Below are 23,916 nucleotides of genomic sequence, written 5' to 3' on the forward strand. Positions count from 1 at the left end.
AATGGCTCAGCCCGTACCCTGAGTGCAGGTCATCATATCGAGCACAAAAGAGGAAAAGCATGGAACTGACGAGTTGGCTGGCACTGGCCGCAATCTGCGTGATGGGGGCCATCAGCCCGGGGCCGAGTCTGGCGCTGATCATCCGCAACACGGTGCAGGGCGGGCAGGGGCATGGCGTCGCTACTGCGCTTGGCCACGGCCTCGGGGTTGGTATCTATGCGCTGGTCACGGCGCTCGGCCTTTCCATTTTGATCACCCAGACACCGATCCTGTTTGATCTGATCCGCTACGGCGGCGCCGCGTTTCTTGCCTGGCTCGGGGTGAAAGCCCTGCTGGCAAAACCAGCCAGTGACGAAGGGAATGAAGAGGTACATCAGTTGCGCGGTCGGCAAGGGGCCTTTGAAGGTTTTATGGTTGCCTTCCTTAACCCCCAGCTGGCGGTTTTCTTCATCGCCCTGTTCAGCCAGTTTGTGCGGGCCGATACCGGCTGGAGCGAAGGGGGCATCATGATGCTCACCGCGGGCGGGATCGATGCCGTCTGGTACGTGCTGGTGGCGCTGGTGCTCTCCCGCGGGCCGGTGCTGGCGTGGCTTAAAGCCAAATCCTTTGTGATCGATAAGGTGAGCGGCCTGGTGCTGCTCGGGCTGGCACTCAAGGTGGTTATCTAATCCTGCATTTTGCGGATACCTTAAGCGGGATCAAGGCACGCAGGCGGTGAATGGGCTAGAGTAGCGCCCATTTGCTGTCCGCCCTGATCCCGAGACCATGCACCAGAACAAGCACCCGTTAAGCCACAACAACCGGTTGGAGCTTCTGGCTCCGGCCAAGAACCTCGCCTACGGCATCGAAGCCATCAACCATGGTGCCGATGCCGTCTACATGGGCGGCCCTGCCTTTGGCGCCCGCAGCGCGGCGGGCAACACCATCGAAGATATCGAAGCGCTGGCGCGCCACGCCCACCGTTTCGGCGCCCAGGTCTTTGTCGCCTTCAACACCCTGCTGCACGATCATGAGCTGGAGCAGGCCCGGCGGCTGACCCACCAAATCTATGAAGCAGGAGCAGATGCGCTCATCGTGCAGGATATGGGGCTGCTGGCGTTGGATTTGCCACCCATCGCGCTTCATGCCAGTACCCAGACCGACAACCGCACGCCGGAGAAGGTGAAGTTTCTGCAGGATGTGGGTTTCTCTCAGGTGGTGCTGGCGCGCGAACTGTCTCTTGCGCAGATCCGCGAGATCAGCGCGGCGACCAATGTGCAGCTGGAGTTCTTTATCCACGGCGCGCTCTGTGTCTCCTACAGCGGCCAGTGCAATATCAGCCATGCCCGTACCGGCCGCAGCGCCAACCGTGGCGAGTGTGCCCAGCTCTGCCGTCTGCCCTGCTCGCTGCAAAAGCCGGACGGTGAAGTGCTGGTGGCCGACAGCCACCTGCTGTCCCTCAAGGATATGGATCAGACAGACAACCTGGAGGCCTTGATCGAGGCGGGGATCCGCTCCTTCAAGATTGAAGGGCGACTCAAGGGGCTCGACTACGTCAAAAACGTTACCGCCTGGTATCGCCAGAAGCTGGACGCCATTCTCGATAGTCGCTCCGATCTGGTGGCTGCCTCTGCTGGCCGTTGCAGCTACAGCTTCACGCCTGACCCCAAAAAGAGCTTCAACCGCGGCAGCACCGATTACTTCCTCCATGGTCGCCAGCAGGGGATCGACTCCACCAAAAGCCCGAAATATGTGGGCGAACCGCTGGGGCGTGTCACCAAGGTGACCCGTGACGGCATCGAGATTGATGGCAAACAGGTCACCCTCAACAACGGCGACGGTTTGGGCTTCTTCAAGCCGAATAACGAGCTGGTGGGGATGCGTCTCAACAAAGTCGAAGGTAAGCAGTTACTCCTGTCAGAACGCATGCCGGGGCTGAAGGTGGGGACAGAAATCTACCGCAACCACGATCAGGCGTTCAGCAAGATGCTGGAGAAGGCGAGCGCGGATCGCCGTATCCGGGTCGATATGGTGCTGGCAGAGTGCGATGAGGGCGTGAGCCTCACGCTCACCGACGAGCAGGGCATCAGTGCCGTGGTGACGCTTCCCTGTGACAAACAACCTGCCGACAATCCGGAGCGGGCGCTGCAACAGGCGCGGGATCAACTTGGCAAGCTCGGCAATACCCTGTTTGTGGCGCGCAAGATTGAGTTGGCATTCACTCACCCGCTATTTATCGCCGCATCACAGCTCAATGGCTTGCGCCGGGATGGCATCGCTGCGCTGGAGGCCGCACGCGTGGCCAGCTACCAGCGCCCCGAGCGACGTATCGCCCTGCGGGATATCAACTATCCCCAGCACCGTCTCTCCTACCTTGGCAATGTGCTAAACAGCGCGGCCGAGCAGTTCTTCCGCGAACACGGGGTGGAGCGGATTGCTCCCGCCTATGAGGCGAACAAGGAGGAGCGGGAAGTGGTGCTGATGATCACCAAGCACTGCATCCGCTACAGCCAGAACCTCTGTCCGAACGAGGTGCCAGGTCTCAAGGCCGAGCCGCTGGAACTCAAGATGGGTAAAGACTCCTTCCGCCTGCGTTTTGACTGTAACCGCTGCGAAATGCATGTGATGGGCAGCCTGAAACGCTGATCAATGAGCCCCTTTCTCCATCTGGAAAAGGGGCAATTTTTTATCGCAGGTGCTCTACTCAGACTCCTTTAATTGCCCCTCTCCAGCGCCAGCAGTGCTTTTTTAATCTCCAATCCCCCCGCATAGCCGGTCAGGCTGCCGTTTTGGCCGATCACCCGATGGCAGGGGACGATGATCGAGAGCGGATTGCGGCCATTCGCCGCGCCCACTGCCCGCACCGCATCGGGTTTGCCGATGGTGCGAGCGATATCGCTGTAGCTGCGGGTCTCGCCGTAGGGGATGTCGCACAACGCTTGCCATACCGCCTGCTGAAAGGCGGTGCCACGGGCGGCAAGGGGCAGGGAGAAGCGCTGCAAGCGACCGGCAAAATAGGCGTCAAATTCGGCGAGGAAGGGAGCCAGCGCTTCGTGATCTTGCTGCCAGCCACTCATATCGGGCAGTGCCCGCAGGCCCGCCACAAAGTCCACGTGCACCAGACCGGATTCATTGATGGCGACCAGCAGATCGCCGCAGCGGGTCGGCAGAATATCGTAGCGGATCATGGTGTTATCTCCTGTTGTTGGGTATCTGGCTGTTGTTCGTTGCCAGTGGCACGGAGCAGCAAATCGGGCGCTTCGCTCATGGCGTGCCACAGCCAGCTGGCCGCATAGCTGCGCCACGGTTGCCAGGCGGCGCTTTGCGCCAACACCTCTTTCACCGGCAGCTTGGCCCCGCCTCCGAGCGCCTTTTGCAGCACCAGATCGGAGGTGGGGAAGGCATCGGTATCTAGCCCGCAGCGCAGCCGCCAGTAAGAGACCGTCCAGGGGCCTATGCCCGGCAGCGCCAGCAACTGCTCGTCACTGGCTGTCGTGAGGGTCAGCTCGCCACTGGCCAGCGCCTGTGCCACGCCGCGCAGGGTGCGAATGCGACTGCCGGGCATGCCGATGCCGTCGAGATCGAGTTCGCACAACTGGGCGGGGGTCGGTAGTTGCGCCACCCCGAATTGCGCCTCGGTGCGGGCCACCAGTCGCCCGAGTATGGTGATGGCTCCCTTGACCGACACCTGCTGGCCGACGATGGCGCGCAGCATCACCTCGTATTCGTCCCAGCCACCCGGCAGCCGTACACCGGGCCAGCGCGCCTGCAAGCGGGCGAGCAGCGGGTCCTGACCGAGCAGATCACCGATCCGCTGCATGTCGGCATCGAGATCCCACATCCGGCGCACCCGATAGAGCAGATCGGGCAGTGCTGCGAGCGGCAGATCATGGACGGTAAGCTGCAGGCTATGCCCCTTGCCCTGCGCGATACGCACCAACGCGACCTGATCACCGACCCGGTAGCGCCGCTCATACACCTCACCATCCACCTGCTCCAGCCCGGGGATCGCCCGGAGCCGATAGAACGCCAGCATGGCCGCCACGTCATATGGGGGGTGGTAGGGCAGTTGCAGTGTCAGGGTTGCGCCGCGCGGCTGCGCGCTCATGTGCTCTGGCGCATGATCCTCTTGTTGGCGCAGGTTTCGCGGGGCCAGTCCGTAGGCGTTGAGCCAGGCGTCATTGAAGCGGCGGATGCTGGCAAATCCGGCGGCAAACGCGATGTCTGTGATGGGGAGCCGGGTTTCGGTCAGCAGCCGTTTCGCGAGCAGCAGGCGGCGCGTCTGCTCCACCTGTTTTGGTGAGGCGCCGAGATGTTGCTCGAACTGGCGGCGTAGCGTGCGTTCGCTGATCCCGGCCTCAGTGGCGAGTTCAGCGAGCGTGCCCTCCGCCAGCTCGCCGCGATCGATGCGTGCCAGCAGATGTGCCAGTTCAACCGGCAGATCGCCACGGGCGGCGGGGGCCAGCTCAGGGCGGCAGCGCAGGCAGGGTCGCAGCCCATACTGCTCGGCGGCCGCGGCGCTTTGGAAGTAGCGCACATTGTGCTCGTGCGGTGGCCGTGCCGGGCAGACAGGCCGGCAGTAGATGCCGGTCGAGAGCACGCCGGTAAAGAAGCGGCCATCGAAGCGAGCATCGCGGGCGAGCCGTGCGGCGTGACACTGCTCGCGGCTGAGGGTGTTGATCACCTCATCCGGTGACGACTCAGGGCTGTGCTTTGCATTCATGGTGTTGGCAGCTTTGCTGGAATAGATGGCAAGAGAGTAAGGGGGCGCGGAGGCCGTTACTAGCCAGAAACGGACAGGGATAGCAAAAATTGGCCAAAGGTTTTTTTGCTCTTTTATTGCACGGTTGGGTTTCACTCTTCGCTCCGTTGTTGTCCATATGTCGCGGCTCGATAGAAGGGGGCATAACGGATGTCGATTGGCCTAGCTTTATTTGCTTGGCGAGATTAGTGGCGGTGAAAACTGCTTAAAAATTAATAACAGATCACATAACTATCTTTTTTACATTGAGTGTGGTGATTTTGTGTTGTTCAATCGAGTCAGTTAATTTTTGATGATTATTAAGTCATCACATCTGCGGCCTTAGGCCGACCAATAACAACAACACTTGCCAAGGATGATAAGTGAACGACTGTAAGGCATGGCGCCATTGCCGGGGCTTTAGTCTGATCGAGTTGTTGATCGCCATGACGGTTGTCAGCATTCTCGCGGCCATCGCGTTGCCAGCGTATCAGGGTTATCTGCAACAGGGACGTCGTTACGAAGCGCAGCAGCAATTGCTGGAGCAGGCGCTCGCCCTCGAACGTATCTATACCCAACAGGGCCGTTATCCCGACACGTTTGCCACCCCTTCCAACACGGATTTCTACCAGTTCAGCTACAGCCAGCAAGATGCTGGCGACTACCTGCTCAAAGCCATTCCAACGACGCGACAACAGGATGAGTGCGGCACTCTGACCCTCGATCAGACCGGTTATCGCGCGGCCAATCGCCATGACTGCTGGGGATCATAAGATGAACGTGCGCGGATTTACTCTGATTGAGTTGATGATCACGGTCGGCATCGCCGCCATCTTGCTATTGGTCGGGTTGCCCTCCATGAGTCAGCGCCTCGCGGCCGAACGGCTCGATCGCAGCGCGACCGAGCTCGCGTCTGCCTACCGCTTTGCCCGCAGCGAAGCGGTCAAGCTGACCCTGCCGGTGGTACTGCAGGGCACCGAGAACGGTGGCTGGGAGGTGATGGCCGACAGCCAGCGGTTGCGTCAGGCATCGGCTCCCGGTGGCGGCGTGGTGATCAAGCCGTTTGAGCCGATCCAGATCGCGCCAACCGGCAGCAGCAGCCACGCCGAGATCATTCTGGCCAATCGCCTCGGTGAGCAGCGGGTCCTTTGCGTGGCCCCGAGCGGCCAGCTGCTGCAAGGGAGCTGCTCATGAGATACGCCGCACTTGCCCGCCAGCAGGGCTTCAATCTGGTGGAGATCATGGTTTCCATGGTGTTGGCGGTGATGGTGTTTCTCGGTCTCGCCAAGGGGCAGGTGGTCTCGTTGCAGCAGGCGCATTACAGCTTGCAGAGCACGCTGGCCACGATCGAGGCGAGCAACAGCGTGGAGCAGATCTGGAGTTCGCTGTGTGAAGTGCAGCGCAAGCCCGAGCGGTTCACCCAGGCCGATTTTCTTGCACGCTTCACCCTGCACGAGGGTCATCGGCTGGTGCTACCGAACCGTTATAGCGACAACTTTGTGGTCGCTATCGAGTGGCAGGATGAGCGGGTCTCCGGCGCCAAGCGGGTGGAGCTGAACGCAGGATTTCCGCCTTTATGCTGAGCATCCCCTCCCGGCAACTAGGTGTCAGTCTTGTCGAGCTGATGATCTCCATGGTGCTCGGTCTGATGTTGATGCTGGCGATTTTTGCCGGTTACGCCCCAATCAAGAGCACGGTCGAGCAGAGCAAGGCGCTGGAGCAGGCGAACGAAGTGCTGCGCTTTGCCACTCTCACCTTTACCAACAGCATCAAGCAGGCGGATCAGCTAATTGCGGTCACTCCTGATCGCCTGACGCTGGCTTTCAAGGTAGAGGGGGGCAGTCAGGTGCTCTCCTGCCTTGGCAACCAGAAAACCGCCGATTTTACCGAGCAGTACCGCTTCACGCCGCCGGTACTCAGTTGCGATGACGGAGATGGCCCGCGCCTGTTGCTGGCCCATCTTCAGGATCTTGAATTCGGCCAGCAGGGTGCACTGGTCAATATCCGCATCTTGCCCGAAGGGCTGCCCAGCTATCTGGCACCCGGAGTAGAGGTGCAGGTGGCCCGCCGCAAGGCGGTCTGGGCGGCAGCGTTGGCCACATCCGGTGCCAACGCCACAGCAGGGGGAGCGGGATGAACAAGGGATTGCAGGGGCAGCGGGGAGCCGTACTGCTGGTGGTGCTGGTGGTGAGCCTGCTGTCGAGTCTGCTGGTGTTTACCAGCATTCAGGAGAACCAGTTGCAAACTCGCCTGAGCGGCAATTTTCACAAGAAGATCAATGCGCAGCTCAGTGCCGAGCAGGGGATGAACGAGAGTTATCGTGCCCTGCATCAGGCCCTTGGCGCCGAACCGCGGATAGAGTGGGCTCAGCTGGTGCAGAAGGTGCCAAGCAAGGGCGAAGGGGCCATGGCGGGTAGCCGCTTTAGCATCGAACAGCTGGATGCCTCCGCCGGCAGCAAGCTGGCGTTGCAGAGCCATGGCCGCTATCTGGAGGGTAATGCCAGCCTCAACGCCCTGTTTGCCCTTAAGCGCGAGCCCGGCAATCTCATCTTTCAGGATTCAGTGGTGGCGTGTGAAGGGTTGAGCCTCTCCGGTAGCGGTTTTATCGACAGCTACGACTCGCGCAAGGGGGCGTACAAGGAGTCTGTTTCCGGGACTCTTAATCAAGGGCAAAACGCCAAGGTGGCGACCGTCAGCGACAAGGCCAATGTAGTGCTCGCCGGGCACTCCCCCATCTGGGGTGATGTGCGGGCGACCGGCTCGGTGACCTTGAACGGCTCTTCACCTGTTGCGGGTAATGTACTTGCTGGCGGCGATATCACCATTTCTCCCTCTGATGGGGTCGTCAGGGTTGAGGGCAGCGTGAACGGGAGTGGAAATTTTGCCTTGCAAGGGGGGCATATTGCCGGAGCTGTTGCGATCAATGGTGATGTCTCTATGGGTCATGGCACAAGCATTGCTGGCGACAAGTTGAACTATGGTGGGAAGGGGGCATTCCTTGATGCCAAGCATCAGAAGTATCTGGATCCCCAATACCGCACTCACCCCAAGCTGCCACCGGTAGCCGGGCAGGTGTGTGACCCGCTCAATGTGGCCGCGTTGCCCAAATCGTTTCCCCCTGCAACATTGCCCATCAATGGCCCCCTGACGCTCGGGGCCACCCAGCAGATGGTGCTGACCACGGATCCCTCCACTGGCTCGGTCACCAGCAGCAACCAGCATAAGCCCGGGCTGCCGTTCCCCGGCAAGGGGGAGCTGTTTGGCAAGGAACAGACTATTTACAAGCTCGACAGCCTCAATATGGGGGCCGATGCCAGTCTCACCATCAAGGGGGATGTGGTGCTGCTGATCGACAAGGATTTCACCATGACTGGCAGCAACAAGTTGACGGTGAGCGAGGGGAGCAGTCTGACCCTGATCGTCAGCGGCAAGGTCGATCTCGGGGCCGGTGCCGAGGTGACGGCAGCCAAGCAGGGGCTGACCGCTGGCGGTACGCCCGCTATATCCATCTATTCCGCGTATAGCGGCAAGGATGGGGTCAAGCTGTCGGGCAATACGCCGCTCTATGCTGCTCTCTATGCCCCGCTGACCGAGATGAAGATCAGCGGAAGTGGCGGTCTGTACGGGGCGGTGCGGGCAAAACACTTGACCGAGAGTGGCGCGGGCGGTGTGCACTATGACGAGGCGCTGGGCATGGCGGATATGGGCGAAGATCAGGGGCCGCCTCCGACGCTGGCACTGCGACAGTGGCACTTTGTGCAGTGAGGCTGGTGAGCCGCTAAAAAGGATCGAATGGGGCACGCAACTGTGAGAAGGTGGAGATCTGTCCACCCAGCCGTTCACTGTTGAGGAGAGCTCCATGCCAGGCCCCGCTCGCGCCGGTGCCCTGATCTATGCCAAGGATCCGGGCTTGCTGACCCACTTTTACCGTACATTGCTGCAGATGGTGGTCTGCAATCAGGATGAGCAGCTGGTAGTGCTGGAAAACAGCGATATCCAGCTGCTGATCCATGCCATTCCTGAGCCTTATGCCGGGCAAGTCGTTATCAAGCGGCCGCCAGCACTGCGGGAAGAGGGGGCCATCAAGCTGTTCTTCACCGTCTCCAGCCTCGCCTGGGCGGAAGCGAAGGCGGCGGATCTCGGCGGCGGCCTGCTGCCACAGCAGTGGACAGGGCCTGGCTTTGTGGTGCGCAACGCCTTCGACCCGGAGGGCAATATCCTGCAACTGCGCGAGTTGCTGGGCTCTCCTGATCCTCTCTGAATTTTCTCTTTTTACAGCATGGTGGTGGCGTGCTGTGCCATGCACCGCCATAAAAATGAACCGCCATAAAAACGGGGCCCTGTAGTGGTCAACTAAAAAGGCCCCGTTCTGCTGTTAGCTTACTGCGCTCATTACTTCAGGTAGCGCTGTTCCAGATGCTGGCGCAGCCAGTGCGGGTTGAGCGCTTCACCGGTGGCACGGCGCACCAGCTCGTCGGTGCTGTGCAGGCTCCCCTGTGACCAGATGTTGCGTCCGAGCCAGCCGAAGATCTCCGGCAGGCGGCCCGCCGCGATCACCTCACCCATGCTGCCCAGCTCTTTCTCGAGGGCAAAGCGCAGCTGGGCGGCATACATGGCACCCAGGGTGTAACTCGGGAAGTAGCCGAACGAGCCGTCGGTCCAGTGAATATCCTGCATGCAGCCATTGCGGTAGTTGCCCTTGGTGGAGAGCCCCAGCCACTGCTGCATCTTGGCATCCCACAGCTCGGGGATGTGGGCCACCTCGATCTTCCCTTCCACCAGATCGCGCTCCAGCTCGTAGCGCAGGATAACGTGGGCCGGATAGGTCACCTCGTCCGCATCGACCCGGATAAAGCCCGGCTCGACCCGGCTGTAGAGCTTGGCCAGATTGTCCGGCGCAAACGCCGCCTGTTCGCCGAAGTGGTGACGAATGCGTGGTGCCAGCAGCGCGAGGAAGGCCGGATGATGCCCCAGCTGCATCTCGCAAAACAGGCTCTGACTCTCGTGGATCGCCATGGAGCGCGCCTCGGCCACCGGCTGACCCAGCAGATGGCGCGGCAGCCCCTGCTCGTAACGGGCGTGACCGGTCTCGTGCACTATGCCCATCAGGCTGGAGACAAACTCCTGCTCGTTATAGCGGGTGGTGATCCGCACGTCGGTCGGCACGCCGCCACAGAAGGGGTGACTGCTCACATCGAGGCGGCCGTGTGCGAAATCAAAGCCGAGCAGCCCCATTACCTCCTGGCCGAGTGCCTGTTGGGTCGGGATGGGGAAGGGGCCTTGCGGCAGCAGCAGGGCATCGCCCTTCTGCTGTTCACTCACGGTCTGGATAAGAGCCGGCAGCCAGCTGGCGAGATCGCCGAAGATCTGATCGAGCCGTGCGCTGGTCATGCCCGGCTCATAGAGCGCCAGCATGGCATCGTAGGGGCGCACGCCAAGCGCATCGGCCCGCAGCTGCGCTACTTCACGGGAGAGTTTCACCACCTCCTCGAGATTGGGAGCAAAGCCGGCCCAGTCGTTGTTCTTGCGCTGGCTGCGCCAGGCGTGCTCGCACTTGCTGCCGGCGAGTGACAGCGCTTCGACCAGCTCACCGGGCAGCAGGCTGGCATCTTGCCACTGGCGCTTGATCTCGCTGAGGTTGGCCCGTTGCACTTCATCGAGCGGCTCACTCTCGGCCTTGGCAATCCAGTCGCCCAGCTCGGGAGCGGTGCGCTTCTGGTGGATCAGCAGACCGAGTTCGGCCATTGCTTCGGCGCGAGCATCGTTGCCCCCTTCCGGCATCATGGCTGCCTGATCCCAGCCGCAGATAGCGGCGAGGTGGCTAAAGCGGTAGATCTGTTGCTGATGTTGTTCAAGCTTTTGATATGACATGGGATTGTCCTTGTTATCGTCCCTGATGGTATGCCGCCCCGTACCTGGCATGATCGGGGCCGTTCGATGCTAACACCGCCGCTCTATAGTTGACCACCATCATGCAGGCGAGCCAAAGGTGTGGTGGCGAGACGCGGATTAGCCGAGCCGCTTCTGGTGCCGTTCGCGGTTTTCCGCTTTTTTGCGTTCGCTTTTGCGCAGCAGCACGTATAGAGCACCGCTGCCGCCGTGGCGACGCTCGGCGCTGTGGATCGCCATGACGGCGGGCAGTTGCGGCAACCAGGCGCTCACATAGCTTTTCAGCAGGGCACGCGGGGTGCTGCGCTCCCCCTTGCCGTGCAGGATAAGCAGGCAGCGGATATCCCGGACTTCACAATCCGCAATGAACTGCACCAGCGTCTGGCGCGCCTCATTGAGGGTTTTCTGGTGCAAGTCCAGGCTGGCTTGCAGCTCGTATTTGCCGAGCCGCAGCTTCTTGTAGACCCCCTCCTGCACCCCATCACGCTTGAAGCCGACGATTTCGTGCGGATCGCGCATCTCGATGGCCTCCATGGTGAGGTGGTCGAGGGCGAGTTGTTCGGCAGTGGCAGCCTGGCGGCGAGCGAGCTGCGCCTCGGTCGGGGCGGATTTGGCCGCATGGGGATGGATGCTGTCGCTGCGAATGGGCCGCACGTCGGCCACTTCATTCATAAATAGCGAGAGTTCGTCGTTATGAGACACGGCAGGCTCCCCATAAGAAAAAGTGGGGGCCATTATAACGGCCGCAACCGGCACAGAAAACGGGGAAAGGGGCAGGGGGGATAAGGGAGGGCCAGCATGGACACTGGTGCATCCTGTCCCGGGAATCACAGTCGCGAACTATAAAACAGCACAGGCGGTCAGTGTGAGCTGCCGCCTGTGGTCAGAGGATTATTTGCCCTCTTTGGGTTGTTGAGAATGGGGTTGCTGTGAATGAGGCGGTTGCGAGTGCATCACCTTGTAGATGAAGTAGGCCGCGTAAGAGCTGATGAGCAAGAAGGTGCCGATAATCACCAGCATCGACATCAATCCCACGCTGTTGCCAAACATCAGGTCCAGCCAAAAGTCCATTTTATTGCTCCTGTCACCCGGTTGATGACAGGCATGATAAATACCTCTTTGCCCCGTCCGGGATGATCCCGATCAACTCCCTTGCAGGTTGTTTAATAACCAGTGCGATCTGTGATCGTTCTCACTGGACTCCTTGCGACCGAGCCTGCACCGGACCTGGAGTGGTGAGCGGGGTAATGCGCCACCCTTGCTGCTCCAGCAACGCCAGCAACCCCTGTTCGCCGTAAAGGTGCAGGGCGCCTACCACGATAAAGCTCTCGTTGGGCAGGGTGGACCATTTTTTCAGCCAGTTATGGTTGCGCTCGGCCAGCAGGGTCTGCTCCATCCAGCTTTGTAGCGCGGGGGGAGCCATCTCCTCCTTGAGCAGATTGATCAGCGTCGCCTCATCTCCCTGCTGCCACGCTTTCATTACGGCGGCGAAACCTGTCTCCAGCATCGGCAGCTCATCCAAGGTGCTGGCGAGCATCAGGGTCTGGTTGTCACCCACGCTGGCCAGATAACCGAGCTGCTCCAGCAGGGTTTCAAAACCCACTACCGGTTTGCCCTCTCTGGCGGCCCGGACGGCAAAGTGCTGGTCTATCCCGAGTTCACTCTTGAAGTCGGAGCGGGCCATGGCGGCCTGGGTCAGGGTAATGGCGGCAAACCATGGGCGCAGGGTGGCGAGGGTAGCTTCGTCGATGCCATAGCGGGCACCTGCCATCAGGGTGCGTTGATAGAGTTCGGCAGGCAGATGATCCTTGAGCGGCTTGCCATCCACCAGTCGGGTGAGGGAGCCGGTCTGTTGCCACTGATCCTGCGTGATGCTGTTCATGTCCACCTCCATCACCAGTGCGCGACTCTGCAGCCAGGCACGCTCCACCGGCTCGGGCAGAGGATAGAGGGAAGGTTTGCCCGCATGGATGGAGCCCAGCAGCCAGTGTTGCTGGTTGCCCTTGCTCACCCGATAGAACGCGGGATCGGCAAAGGCGTGCAGTGGTAGCAGCAGGCAGATCAGGAAGGCAAAGAGGGTGCGATGAAATCTCATGGGGATCCTTAATGTGCGCCGGGTGACTTCTCTTGCTGACAATAACTCCTATGATAAGTCCTCATTTCAGATAACCAAGAGGTTTGCCATGCCCCATCTTCGTTTTCGCGCCGTGGCGCTCGAGACCCTGCAACAGGTGAGCGGCCCGCTGCTGGCCGAGCTTTGCGAGTTGACCGGCGGCAAGCCGGAGTTTGTCACCATGGAGCGGGTGGAGAGCTGCTGGATCCGCAACGGCGAGCCAGAGGCGGGATTTCCGTTTGTCGAGCTGCACTGGTTCGAACGGCCGCAGGAGATGCAGGACGCCGCCGCGCGCCTTATCACGCGCCATTTGAAACGGGTGCTGGGGGAGCAGACCTATGTGGTGGTGCAGGTAGTCCCCTTGGTCAAGAGCGCCTACTACAGCAATGGCGAGCACTATTGAAAAGAGGGACCAACCTGGTTGGCGGGGCGGGTGACGCCGCTATACAGCTAACTCAATCCGGGCGGCAGGATGCTTGTCGCCCATCACGGGATCAGGCCGATTTGGCCAGCAGTATATCGAGCCAGCGAGTGGGCAATACCCGTCGCAAGAAGGCAAACAGCCGGGTCGGAGTAGTCACTGGATAGCGCGCTTTGGGATGGGCGTGGGTCAGCGCATGGAGCAGCGGCGGGATGCAGGCTTCGCTGGAGAGGGTAAAGCCGCTGGTGGCCCCCTCTTTTTCCAGCCGCGTCAGGGTCTGGCGGTAGGCCGACTGATGACGGCTCTGGGCCGGGTCGATGTGGCGCAAGAAGGCGCTGCGGGCATTGGCACGAAAACGGGTATCGATGGGGCCCGGTTCAATCAGGCTGATATGTACCCCGCTACCCGCCAGTTCGAGGCGCAGAGTGTCGCTATAACCTTCCAGTGCAAATTTGCTGGCGTTATAGGCGCCGCGATACTTCATGGCAACCAGCCCCAGAACCGAGCTGTTCTGCACTATCCGTCCCTCTTTGGCCTCCAGCATCGGCGGCAGCACCTGACGGATCAGATGGTGCCAGCCAAACAGGTTGGTATTGAACTGCTCCCTGAGCGCTTCGGTGGGCAGATCTTCCAGCGCCCCGGGTTGGCCATAAGCGCCATTGTTGAACAGGCCATAGAGGCGCCCGCCTGCCAGATGGAGCGCCGCACTGGCACCCAGCTCGATGGAGGCAGAATCCGCCAGATCCAGCTGTACTGCCAGCAATCCCTGTTGCTGCAGACGGGCCACATCTTCCGCCTTGCGCGCCGAGGCGATCACGGTAAAACCGTGCTGCCCGAGCGCCTGTGCGGCGGCGAGGCCAATACCGCTGGAACAACCGGTGATCAAAACAAAACGGGGCATGATGGCGTCCTTGTGACTGCTGACAAAAGCGTGAGGGCTGGTGAGTGGATAAAATCCCTATCCGGCTCGCATGTTAGCCTGTCAACCGGCAAAAAGAAAACCGGGCCAAGTGGCCCGGTTTGCTGACATCGTATTGCCTGATTACATGAAGGTAAGCGGCATGATGATGTGGAACTTGACGTCGTGCTCGGAGGCGAAGATGTTGGGGTAATCGGTCCAACCGCCGCCCTGGCTGATGTCGTTGTTGTAGTCGGTGTAGTGCAGTTTGAACAGGGTGCCTTTCAGCTTGCCATCCTGCACGGTATAGCTGACATCGAAGTTGACGGCCCACTCGGTATCCTCGCCGTTGGCTGCTTTCTTGCCTTGGCCATTTTCGATATCCCAACCGTAGGCGCCGGATACACCGACAGCCCAGCCCGGCGCACCAACCAGATCATCCAGAGAACGGGTCACGCCGAAGAACAGTGCTTTTTCGTTGTTGGCGTTCCAGTCAGAGCGGGAATCCCACCAAATTTCGTTGGCGCCCTGGGAGTTGGCGTAGCCACGGGTCAGACGGGGCAGGTAGTTGCCTTCCGCACCTTCAGCCTTGGTCCACAGACCTTCCAGACGGAAGCCGTATTGGGCGTAGTTCCAGGCAGCAGTCAGTGCTTGTTGCCATGCCAGGCCGTCGTAAGTTTCAATCTGGGAGCCGCCCTTGGTGTAGGTCTCGGTCTCGGAACCGTAGAACTGGTAGCTGGTGGCGAGGCCGCCCAGTACGTCAAACTTGTGAGCCAGTTTGAAGTGGTAGCTGTCCATGTAGCCTTCGGACTGACCGAAAGAACCGGTCACGGCAGTGCCATTTTCAAAGGTGTAACGAGCCGCGATACCGTGGATATAGTCGATGACGTTTTCATCAGCGAACGGATCCATCCACGCTTTGGCGCGAGAGAAGACCTGAGTCTCTTTGTACCAGGGGGCCTTGTACTCGTCAGCGATGGCGTAGGTCAGGTAGAGACCGCCAAAGTTGCCTTCGACTTGACCACCACGATAGGTACCCGGCTGATAGGACCAGTTAACACCGATTTGGCCAGGGACATACAGCTGGGTGTAACCACCCTTGGCAGTCACACCGCCGTCCAGGAATTTCAGCTTCAGAGCTGCGTTGGAGAGGCTGAAGCCACCCTCGGGAGAGCCATCTTTGTAGTTGTTGCCCCAGGAGTTGCCTGCAAAGGAGAATTCGTTCTCCTGGTTGACCGGATGGTTTTCGGTAACGGCCAGGTCATAGGCACCGAAGCCGCCCAGATCCAGACCAACAGTGTCCCAGGCATAACCGGAGTTGAAGTTGAGAGCTGCCTGGACGGTGGAATGGCTCAGGTTGGACTGGTACTTGCCTTCTTTCTTGGCGGCAGTCGGGTCACCATCGATGCGCTGACGATCACGCTGGAAGTAGAACAGGCCACCGGTCAGTTTGGAGTCTTTTACGAAGGTTTCATAGGACTGGCCATATTCCGGGCTCATCATATCCTGGGCTGCCAACGCCATGCCGGGGGCGACCAGAGCGGCTACCACAGCGGCACTCAAAGCGGCGCGCTTGAAGATCACTTTTTCCATTTTTATTGCTCCTGATTTTATGGACTTAGCTTTTTTCCGGCAGCTGGCATCGGGCCTACCGCTCGGTATTGGCATTGCAATCAAAACCCCGAAGGGCAAAAAATCTTCTCTTGGTTATCTGCAAACCCGGATGTCTTGGCACATCTGTAGTTGGCAGTCCTGATCATCACATGTTGTTTTTTTTGTTCCGATTCTTGGCTATCGGACAACTCCAAGAGTACGTTCGCGGTGCGAAATATCAATGAAAAGTTCCCTCAACGTTTCAAAAGTATGACCGAGTGCAAATAATCATGGGCAAGGTCGTAAACAGCCTCATGGCCGGTATCACGGTAATGAGAGCGTTTTCTTGGAGGTGTGGCCAGCGCCGGTGCGGGTTTTCATCAGATACGGGGGAAGGGAAGCTGTTAACCTGCAGGCAACATATAATTTTGTGCTACAAAAAAACTTTCCCTCTGGTCGAGGGAAAGTGAATTGGTGGGGATGTGGGGCGAATAGGGTCAGCCTTGCTGGCCGAGGATGCGGGGGATCTGTTGCGCCTGATGGTGGATATGGGACGAGACCTGCACCGAGAGTTGGCTTACCTGACAGGCCTGCTGACGAATACGGGCGATCAAATCGGCAAAACTGGCCAGCTTGTGCTCCTGACTTTTGGCATTGTCGGCGCCCTGCAGGGCGATCACTGCGGTGTTGCGGGCGATCTCCCGCACCGCCTGGGTGGTCTGGCGCAACTGCTCGGCTTGTGCCCGTTGGCGGCTTGACTCGCTGGTGATCCGGTTCAGCACGGTGCCAAGCTGTTCACCAGATTGGGTCAGACGCCGCAGAATCTCGGTGATCTGGTTGAGGGATTGCTGGGTATTGGCCGAGAGGTGGCGCACCTCATCGGCGACCACGGCAAAGCCGCGCCCCTGTTCCCCTGCACGGGCCGCTTCGATGGCGGCGTTGAGGGCCAGCAAGTTGGTCTGCTGGGCGATATGACTGATGACATCGACAATGTCCGTCACATCGGCAACCGAGCGGGTGAGGGCTTCCAGCGCCTCATCGCTCTCGTCAATTGCCAGCCCGGTCTGACGAGTAGCGTGCAGCATGCTGCCCACCAGATCTTCGCTCTGGCTCATCGCCTGTTCGTTATGGTGGGCATGCCGGGCGATGTCGGCGGCGACCTGATGGACCTCTCCGGCCAGCTGGTTCAGCTCATCCATCATCTGACCGCTCTCGTCGACTACCAGCTCGGTGGTGCGGGTGCTGTGGTGGATCTCGTCAACCTGGCTGACCATTCCTTTCAGACTGAGGGATACCGCAGACAGCTGCCCCTCTTTCTGTTGTTGATCCTGCTGCAGGCGACCGATCAGCCGATTGTAGCTGGCAACGATATCGGCCAGCTCGTTGCGATCACGCCCGGCAGATAACGGCTCGGCCTGCCCAGTCTGATCGAGCTGCAGAAAGGCTCCGCGCAGTCGCAACAAGGGAGCGAGCAGCCAGCGTCGTTGCACCAGTGCAAACAGCAGGGCGACTACCACCAGACAGAGCGCCAGCGTGCCGAGGATGGTGGCCAGCTCCTGATTGACGGCTTGCCGCTCGTGGGCAAGTTGTTCCCCCATCTGTCTGGTCGCTTGCAACATGGCCATGATGTCTTGCTGCACGGTCTGGCGGCCAGCCTGTTGCTGTTGTAGCGCCGTGCGGCTGTTGGCCAGCTCCTGCGGATAGCGGCCCAGCAGCGAGCGTAATTCGCTGCGCGGTTGATCTCCCAGCTCCTTGCGTACCGGCTCCCCCAGGGTGAACTCATCGGCGGGCACCTCTTCATACAGGCCGAGCAGCGGCAAGGCTTGCAGCGCTTGGGCCTGTTTTTGCAGTGCCTCCAGCTCGAAGCGGATCCCTTCGAGCAGCTTCTCATTGCCCTGTTCCATATAGCTTTGGCGCAAATGGGCGAGGCGCGGCAGGCCCGCCAGGATCTCGGTTGCACCGCGGCGATATTGCTGTGCTGCGGCAGATTGTTCCGTGCTGGCACCTTGCTCCCCATAGCGGATCAGCGCCATAGCCTGGCTGCCCAGCTCACTCTCCGCATTTTGCAGCAGCAGTTGGCTGTTGCCCGAGAGCTTGCCTGCGGCCTGATAGTCGTGCGCGATGCGCTGCGCCATCTGTTTGAGTTGCTGTCTGAGCGGGGCCGCCACGGCATCATCCTGAGCGGCCAGCGAGGAGAGCGCTTGCTGGCGGATCTTCTCTGCCGCGGTCAGTTGCTGTGGATCGCCGCTGTTGAGGTAGTCACGCAGGCTGTTTTGCAGGGTCACCGTCACCAGTTGTTGCAGCGTCTCGTGCTGATGCTGGGCCTGATTGGCATGGGCAAGCTGTTGCCAGCCGTGGTAGAGGGCCAGCGCCTGTCCTCCCGCAACCAGTAACAAAACAAGGGAGGATAGGGTGGCGTAATGGGCGATTTTCACGGGGTAATTCCTGTCAGCACAGACCATGGGGGAGCGTGGCCCGAGCCTAAACAGGGATGATGGCGTTTTTATGACAGCATGGTCAGGTGGCCCTATTTTACCGACTTAACTGGCTGGGGATGCCTGCGCGCTGTTGCGTTGGCCCAGCATACCGAGCAGGGCGCCTCCCATGATAAGTGCACCGGCCAGCAGATGGCGCGAGGTCAGCTCTTCTCCGTTCAATGCCACTAACAGCAAAGTACTCAGCAGCGGTGTCAGGTAGGCAAGGGCACCGATCCGGCGTGGATCGCCGTCTCGCAGTGCCAGATACCAGGTCACAAAGGCCGCCCCCATGGGGCCCAGCGCCAGCCCGATGATCAGCCACCAGTCACTGGTGGGGATCTGCGCGAGCGGCAGGGGCCCCTCCAGCAGACGGGCGAGCAGCAGAGCCAGCAAACCAGCGGGCAGGCAGGCTGCCGCAGTGACCACGGCAGGTGCCGGTGGCAGACGGCGTGACAGCACCGAATAGGCCCCCCAGACGACAGCTGCACCGAGCGCCAACAGGTATCCCGGCAGATAGGTCTGTTGCAGTTGCAGCTCGCCATTGACCATCACCAGCATGGAGCCCGCCAGACCAAAGGCGCCAGCCAGCAGATGACGGGCATGGAGTGGATGGCCGGGCAACAACAGCGGGGTGAACAGAATGATGCAGAGCGGCCAGAGGTAGTTGATGAGGTTGGCCTCCAGCACCGGGGCATGGCGAAAACTCATAAAGAGCAGCAGATGGTAGAGCAGCAATGCCGTAACCGTCACCAGCCAGGTAATAGGACGAGCGCGCCATTGGCGCCAAAACGGCAAGGCCCCGACCCCGCAGAAAAACAGCACCAGCCCGACCAGCACCAGTGGTGACACGCTGGTGACCCGTGACGTCAGCGCCGCCAGTGAGGCCCACAGCACAATGGTCAGCAGTGCAAAACCGGTGGATCTATCCCACCAGGAACATCCGGACATCCAACACTCCTTTGCAAGATGAAGCTGCTGGCTTTGCCGTAGGGCTCAGCCAAAAAAAGCAGTCTATCAGAGAGAGGAGAGATGCCGAATGCCGCGTGAATACAATTACTTGTGACTTGGTGAGAATTTTGATGGTGCAAGCAGAGTGCTGCTGGACGTCGAACGAATCGCCAAAGAGATGAGTGAATGCGAAAAGGGGATGATGGGTGGCGTCCCAGGCAGGATTCGAACCTGCGACCTCGCCCTTAGGAGGGGCGCGCGCTATCCAGCTGTGCCACTGGGACGTGCGGGCATTATATAAAAATGCCAATAAAAATAAACAACTGCGTATGTCTGTTTATCCAGTTGCTTACATTCTGGCCGGATTGTACGTTTGTGCTCTGGGGGGCAGATAAACAAGTTTGTGGTGTCTGAATAAGAAGGGGTGGGGGGAGGAAGATACTGGTATGCAATAAATTGACTTTTAATTCACTTGTTGCCGTGAGGTATGGCTACCTCTTGTTGTGTTGTGCCACAGGTATTGAGCTTTTGTCGTTTTATTTTGTTTTAGTGAAATATTTAGCTTAATCAGTTTGGTAGCTATTAATCATGGCCAATGCTCCCTTGTATTTTAAAGATGAATCATGAAGCTATGGCTCAGCGTCAGGTACGGCCAGTAGCGGGTTTGGAATGGTCTTGTTTGCTTAGTTATATAAATTGCCATAGAGTTAATTCGCGATTAGTTATCGCCGAAAATAAAGTTGTGACAAGGGCAAACCGATTGAAAAGTCGGGACGCAAAGCCTCCGGTCTAAAGGCGTTGTTGAGCTGGGATAGCGGGGCCACCACAGTGTTATGCTGGCTGCCTTTGCCAAGGGGTAGTCGTGTTTGTGTTGCCTGTCGTGTTGTGTTGCCCTTTCGTTTGTCCATAACGTAAAGGAAAACAATATGCTAAGTCCAAAACCCGCATTGCTGGCCATGATGGTCGGCTCCCTGCTTGCCTCATCTGCCGTTTATGCGGCTGCGCCGGGCAAGCCCACCATCGGCTGGGGTCCCATCAAGTTCGCCATTGTTGAAGTGGATCAGGCGGCAACCTCCTACAACAATCTGGTCAAGGTCAAGGATGCCGCCGATGTGGAGGTGAGCTGGAACCTCTGGAGCGGTGACGTCGGCCAGACTGCCAAGGTACTGCTTGATGGCAAGGAGGTGTGGTCTGGCCCCTCTGCTGCTGCAGGCACGGCCAAATTCAAGGTGAACAAAGGTGGGCGCTACCAGATGCAGGTGGCCCTCTGCAATGCCGATGGCTGTACTCTCTCTGATGCCAAGGAGATCGTGGTCGCCGATACCGATGGCAGCCACCTGGCGCCGCTAAAGGCTGCGTTGCAGGAGAACAACAAGCCCTACGCCAACAAGTCCGGCAAGGTGGTCGGTACCTACTACGTGGAGTGGGGCGTCTATGGTCGCAAGTTCACAGTGGACAAGATCCCGGCCCAGAACCTGACCCATATCCTCTATGGTTTCACCCCCATCTGTGGCGGGGATGGCCTCAACGATAGCCTCAAGGAGATCGAAGGGAGCTTCCAGGCGTTGCAACGTGCGTGTGCCGGTCGTGCCGACTTCAAGGTTGCGATCCACGATCCTTGGGCCGCCGTTCAGATGCCGCAAAGTGGCCTGACTGCCTATGACGAGCCTTACAAGGGTAACTTCGGTGCCCTGATGGCGCTCAAACAGGCTTACCCTGACCTCAAGATCCTCCCCTCCGTCGGCGGCTGGACCCTTTCCGACCCCTTCTACTTCCTCGGTGACAAAACCAAGCGCGATACCTTCGTCGCCTCGGTCAAAGAGTTCCTGCAGACCTGGAAATTCTTCGATGGCGTGGACATTGACTGGGAGTATCCGGGCGGACAGGGTGCCAACCCGAAGCTGGGTAGCCCGAGTGATGGTGCCACCTACGTGGCCCTGATGAAGGAGCTGCGCGCCATGCTCGACGAGCTGGAGTCGCAGACTGGTCGCCAGTATGAGCTGACGTCGGCTATCGGGGCCGGGGGGGACAAGATCCAGGATGTGGACTACAGGGCGGCCCAACCCTACATGGACCACATCTTTATGATGACCTACGACTACAACGGCGCCTGGAGCAACACCGAGTTGGGTCACCAGACCAACCTCTACGCGGCGAGCTGGGATCCCGATACCAAGTACACCACCGACAAGGCAGTCAACCTGATGCTGGCGCAAGGGGTTGACCCCGGCAAGCTGGTGGTCGGTGCCGCCATGTATGGCCGTGGCTGGACTGGCGTGAGCGGCTATCAGGGCAACAACCCCTTCACCGGCAAGGCGACCGGCAAGGTGAAAGGCACCTGGGAAGATGGCGTGGTCGATTACCGCGACATCGTCAACAACCGGATGGGAGCTGGCTGGGAGAAGAGCTACGACGAGGTGGCCGAGGCTCCCTATCTGTTCAAGGCTTCGACCGGCGATCTCATCACCTATGACAACGACCGCTCGGTCAAGGCCAAGGGGCAGTATGTGCTAGCCAACAAGCTGGGCGGCCTCTTCTCCTGGGAGATCGACGCCGACAACGGCGACATCCTCAATGCCATGCACGAGGGGTTGGGTCACGGCGAGGGAACCACTCCGCCAGCCAACAAGCCGCCGGTGGCCAACGCGGGCAGCGATCTGAGTGTCACTGGCCCGACCGAGGTGACGCTGAATGGTTCCGCGTCCCACGACCCGGAAAATGGCGCCCTCACCTATAGCTGGAAGCAGGTATCCGGCCCGCAGGTCACCCTGTTTGATGCCACTCAGGCCAATGCCCGCGTTGTACTCGATGCCGTGTCCACCGACATCAATCTGGTGTTCGAGCTGACAGTGACCGATGACCAGCAGTTGAGTGCCAAGGATCAGGTGGTGGTCACCAACAAGGCGCCGCAGGCCAATCTGGCGCCGGTGGTGAGTGTACCTGCCACGGCCTCTGTGGAGGCGGGCAAGCAGGTGACCATCAAGGCGACCGCCTCTGATCCGAACGGTGATCCGTTGACCTATCAGTGGAGCGTGCCGGCAGGCATCACCGCAACGGGTCAGAACAGCGCCACCCTGGTGGTGACTGGCCCGAACGTCACCATCGACACCGGCTATGACCTGAGCGCCACCGTCTCCGACGGTGGGTTGGATGCCAGCGCGGCAACCCGTCTGACGGTCAAGCCGGTCAGCGGTGGTGGCGGTTGCTCGGCCATCGATCCGGATGCGGCCAACTGGCCTGCCTGGCAGGCGAGCAAGGTCTACAACGGCGGTGACAAGGTGAGTCACAACCAGCTGGTGTGGCAGGCCAAGTATTGGACTCAGGGCAACGAGCCGAGCCGTACCGCGGATCAGTGGTTGCTGGTGAGCAAGGTGCAACTGGGTTGGGATGCCAATGTGGCCTACAACGGTGGCGAGATCACCACCCATAATGGCCGTCAATGGAAAGCGCAATACTGGACCAAGGGCAACGAGCCCGGCAAACACGACGTCTGGCAGGATGTGGGGGCCGCCAGCTGTAAATAAGGCTTGAGTTGTGGCGGGGCATGCTGGTCATGCCCCGCTTTTGCAACCCGCGGCGCTGAACATTGGTTGCTCTGCCAATCCCTCTTTTTCTGCTCTGTCTTGTATCCGGTCAGGCCGACTTGTGGTGCCGGCATGAAGGCTCTCCCCAAGTGATGGCTGCACTGCTCTCTGATAAGGTGTGAACCTGATTCGTGGCAACCTTTCCGTTGTTGTAATTACACTGCTGGAAAGTCTGCGGCCGAATATTTTCAGGTTGCCCAAGAGGCGAGCATCCCGCTGTTGGCGAGACAGGCCAGCGGGTCGGTATCGCTAGGATGAGGGCTTGCTCAACTTCGCTTGCTCTTTTTAAATCTCTGTCCGTCGTCATGCTGTCCCTTCATGCAGTACCTAATCGACGGCATTTGGCTGTTGAACAAGGATGGAAAGCATCATAGCCAGCTTCCCGGATGCTGGTGTTATCCAAGCCAGCGCTCCCGGCAAGGGGATTTCATGGTGTCATACCTGGATCAGGCCGAGATCCTGCAATGAGCCGATGCAATAAAAGATGGGGCCTGCGGGCCCCATTCTTGTTTGGTGGAGTTCAGGTTTGGCCGTGGAACATCTGGCCCAGACAGGACAGCGCCTCGAAAGGGCTGTGTGATGATGTGTGTTGTTTTTTTATTACATTTTCCGTGAAAGGCTTTCAGCAATTACTTGCCGTAGCGGAAGTAGTATTCACGGGTGGAGGGGGCATAGGCATCTTTCTCTACAACGCCGTTCTTGGTAGTTGCACCGCGCAGGTGGAACAGGACTGCCAGATTCTCAAACATGGTTTACCTCATCGCTCTGTCATTTATGGTTATGGTGTGTGACGTGGGTCACGGTTTGATCCTATGGTCATTTGTGAGCCAGATCAACTTTCTGTGTTGTAAATTTACAAAAATCATGGAAAGGGTTTTCAAATGCAATGCCCTTTATGGAAAGGCTTTCCCGAGGTGACGGGGGAGAAGCTGATGATCGGCCAGCAAAAGAGGCCTGATAGCGGGGGCGTTGCAAGGGGAAAGAGGCTCGCTGCACGGCCTCTCCTTTATAGGTGCTTGAGCCGATTTGTGACATAAAACAGAGAGATAGCACGCGTCTTGCTGGTAAAAACAGCGAACTGCTGCAATTTTGACTAAACGAATCAGTCGCGGTTATTTTAGGGTTGACAGCAAAGCGGGTGATGCCTATCATGCGCCTCCGTTGCCGGAGATAACTTCGGTGGCGCCGAGGTGAGTTGGGGTTATAGCTCAGCTGGGAGAGCGCTTGCATGGCATGCAAGAGGTCCGCGGTTCGATCCCGCGTAGCTCCACCA

General features: G+C 59.4%; 21 protein-coding genes, 2 tRNA genes and 1 riboswitch. Of the genes, 11 read left to right on the forward strand and 12 right to left on the reverse strand.

The annotated features are described in order from the left end of the window. Nucleotides 1-59: 59 nt before the first annotated feature. Complete coding sequence (locus tag G5306_RS18630) at nt 60-668, forward strand: LysE family translocator (RefSeq protein ID WP_058057313.1); 609 nt, start codon at nt 60-62, stop codon at nt 666-668. A gap of 97 nt (nt 669-765) precedes the next feature. After that, nucleotides 766-2,625, forward strand: a complete 1,860-nt coding sequence (locus tag G5306_RS18635) for a peptidase U32 family protein (protein ID WP_421313419.1) — start codon at nt 766-768, stop codon at nt 2,623-2,625. Nucleotides 2,626-2,693: 68 nt separating this feature from the next. On the opposite strand, the gene G5306_RS18640 is transcribed toward G5306_RS18635, so the two are convergent. Continuing rightward, nucleotides 2,694-3,167, reverse strand: coding sequence for a methylated-DNA--[protein]-cysteine S-methyltransferase (locus tag G5306_RS18640; RefSeq protein WP_139461154.1), 474 nt, complete (start codon nt 3,165-3,167; stop codon nt 2,694-2,696). Further along, on the reverse strand, nt 3,164-4,702 hold the full coding sequence (locus G5306_RS18645) for an AlkA N-terminal domain-containing protein (protein WP_421313420.1): 1,539 nt from the start codon (nt 4,700-4,702) through the stop codon (nt 3,164-3,166). Before G5306_RS18645 ends, G5306_RS18640 begins: the two co-directional genes overlap by 4 nt. Nucleotides 4,703-5,103: 401 nt before the next feature. On the opposite strand from G5306_RS18645, the gene G5306_RS18650 reads away from it, so the two are divergent. From G5306_RS18650 to G5306_RS18675, 6 genes are all read left to right on the forward strand, one after another. Continuing rightward, nucleotides 5,104-5,493 (forward strand): type IV pilin protein, encoded by a 390-nt coding sequence (locus G5306_RS18650; RefSeq protein WP_042054203.1) that lies wholly within the window; start codon nt 5,104-5,106, stop codon nt 5,491-5,493. Between the two features lies 1 nt (nt 5,494). Continuing rightward, nucleotides 5,495-5,914, forward strand: a complete 420-nt coding sequence (locus G5306_RS18655) for a GspH/FimT family pseudopilin (protein ID WP_421313422.1) — start codon at nt 5,495-5,497, stop codon at nt 5,912-5,914. Further along, the gene (locus G5306_RS18660; protein WP_005343576.1) at nt 5,911-6,303 is read left to right on the forward strand and encodes a type IV pilus modification PilV family protein; all 393 of its coding nucleotides are present in this window, start codon (nt 5,911-5,913) and stop codon (nt 6,301-6,303) included. The genes G5306_RS18655 and G5306_RS18660 overlap by 4 nt, the downstream gene beginning before the upstream one ends. Beyond that, nucleotides 6,297-6,857 carry a PilW family protein gene (locus G5306_RS18665; protein WP_421205892.1) on the forward strand — a complete coding sequence of 187 codons (561 nt, stop codon included), beginning with the start codon at nt 6,297-6,299 and terminating at the stop codon, nt 6,855-6,857. The genes G5306_RS18660 and G5306_RS18665 overlap by 7 nt, the downstream gene beginning before the upstream one ends. After that, nucleotides 6,854-8,485: a DUF7305 domain-containing protein gene (locus tag G5306_RS18670; RefSeq protein WP_421313423.1), complete on the forward strand. Its 1,632-nt coding sequence runs from the start codon at nt 6,854-6,856 to the stop codon at nt 8,483-8,485. Before G5306_RS18665 ends, G5306_RS18670 begins: the two co-directional genes overlap by 4 nt. A 94-nt stretch (nt 8,486-8,579) precedes the next feature. Then, entirely contained in the window at nt 8,580-8,981 is a 402-nt protein-coding gene (locus G5306_RS18675) for a VOC family protein (protein ID WP_139405739.1), read from the forward strand. A gap of 131 nt (nt 8,982-9,112) precedes the next feature. Here G5306_RS18675 and G5306_RS18680 read toward each other — a convergent pair whose 3' ends face one another. From G5306_RS18680 to G5306_RS18695, 4 genes are all read right to left on the reverse strand, one after another. Further along, nucleotides 9,113-10,591, reverse strand: coding sequence for a carboxypeptidase M32 (locus G5306_RS18680; protein ID WP_421205894.1), 1,479 nt, complete (start codon nt 10,589-10,591; stop codon nt 9,113-9,115). Between the two features lie 138 nt (nt 10,592-10,729). Continuing rightward, nucleotides 10,730-11,311, reverse strand: coding sequence for a DNA endonuclease SmrA (gene smrA, locus G5306_RS18685; RefSeq protein ID WP_421313426.1), 582 nt, complete (start codon nt 11,309-11,311; stop codon nt 10,730-10,732). Between the two features lie 189 nt (nt 11,312-11,500). Then, a complete protein-coding gene (locus tag G5306_RS18690) occupies nt 11,501-11,680 on the reverse strand; it encodes a DUF3149 domain-containing protein (protein WP_005338733.1) in 180 nt (59 codons plus the stop codon). A gap of 121 nt (nt 11,681-11,801) precedes the next feature. After that, nucleotides 11,802-12,704 (reverse strand): TraB/GumN family protein, encoded by a 903-nt coding sequence (locus G5306_RS18695; protein WP_421313428.1) that lies wholly within the window; start codon nt 12,702-12,704, stop codon nt 11,802-11,804. Nucleotides 12,705-12,792: 88 nt separating this feature from the next. Here G5306_RS18695 and G5306_RS18700 point away from each other — a divergent pair, with 88 nt between their 5' ends. Continuing rightward, nucleotides 12,793-13,125 carry a DUF1904 family protein gene (locus tag G5306_RS18700; RefSeq protein ID WP_021230350.1) on the forward strand — a complete coding sequence of 111 codons (333 nt, stop codon included), beginning with the start codon at nt 12,793-12,795 and terminating at the stop codon, nt 13,123-13,125. 91 nt (nt 13,126-13,216) lie between these two features. On the opposite strand, the gene G5306_RS18705 is transcribed toward G5306_RS18700, so the two are convergent. The 5 genes from G5306_RS18705 to G5306_RS18725 all read right to left on the reverse strand — a co-directional run bounded on the left by G5306_RS18705 (nt 13,217) and on the right by G5306_RS18725 (nt 19,343). Next, nucleotides 13,217-14,044 (reverse strand): SDR family oxidoreductase, encoded by an 828-nt coding sequence (locus G5306_RS18705; RefSeq protein ID WP_167556711.1) that lies wholly within the window; start codon nt 14,042-14,044, stop codon nt 13,217-13,219. Nucleotides 14,045-14,185: 141 nt separating this feature from the next. Next, nucleotides 14,186-15,634, reverse strand: a complete 1,449-nt coding sequence (locus G5306_RS18710) for an OprD family outer membrane porin (RefSeq protein ID WP_204481162.1) — start codon at nt 15,632-15,634, stop codon at nt 14,186-14,188. 497 nt (nt 15,635-16,131) lie between these two features. Further along, a complete protein-coding gene (locus G5306_RS18715; protein ID WP_421172960.1) occupies nt 16,132-18,069 on the reverse strand; it encodes a methyl-accepting chemotaxis protein in 1,938 nt (645 codons plus the stop codon). 105 nt (nt 18,070-18,174) lie between these two features. Then, nucleotides 18,175-19,059: a DMT family transporter gene (locus G5306_RS18720; protein ID WP_421313430.1), complete on the reverse strand. Its 885-nt coding sequence runs from the start codon at nt 19,057-19,059 to the stop codon at nt 18,175-18,177. A gap of 207 nt (nt 19,060-19,266) precedes the next feature. After that, nucleotides 19,267-19,343, reverse strand: a tRNA-Arg gene (locus G5306_RS18725). 456 nt (nt 19,344-19,799) lie between these two features. Continuing rightward, nucleotides 19,800-19,887, forward strand: a riboswitch (cyclic di-GMP riboswitch). A 98-nt stretch (nt 19,888-19,985) separates the two neighbouring features. Here G5306_RS18725 and G5306_RS18730 point away from each other — a divergent pair. After that, on the forward strand, nt 19,986-22,583 hold the full coding sequence (locus G5306_RS18730) for a glycosyl hydrolase family 18 protein (RefSeq protein ID WP_421313432.1): 2,598 nt from the start codon (nt 19,986-19,988) through the stop codon (nt 22,581-22,583). Between the two features lie 876 nt (nt 22,584-23,459). On the opposite strand, the gene G5306_RS18735 is transcribed toward G5306_RS18730, so the two are convergent. After that, on the reverse strand, nt 23,460-23,795 hold the full coding sequence (locus G5306_RS18735) for a hypothetical protein (RefSeq protein WP_266134150.1): 336 nt from the start codon (nt 23,793-23,795) through the stop codon (nt 23,460-23,462). Nucleotides 23,796-23,840: 45 nt separating this feature from the next. Between G5306_RS18735 and G5306_RS18740 the strand changes: the two genes are divergently transcribed. Beyond that, a tRNA-Ala gene (locus G5306_RS18740) sits at nt 23,841-23,916 on the forward strand.

The sequence above is a fragment of the Aeromonas sp. 603404 genome (assembly GCF_049171775.1).
GTDB lineage: Bacteria > Pseudomonadota > Gammaproteobacteria > Enterobacterales > Aeromonadaceae > Aeromonas > Aeromonas veronii_A.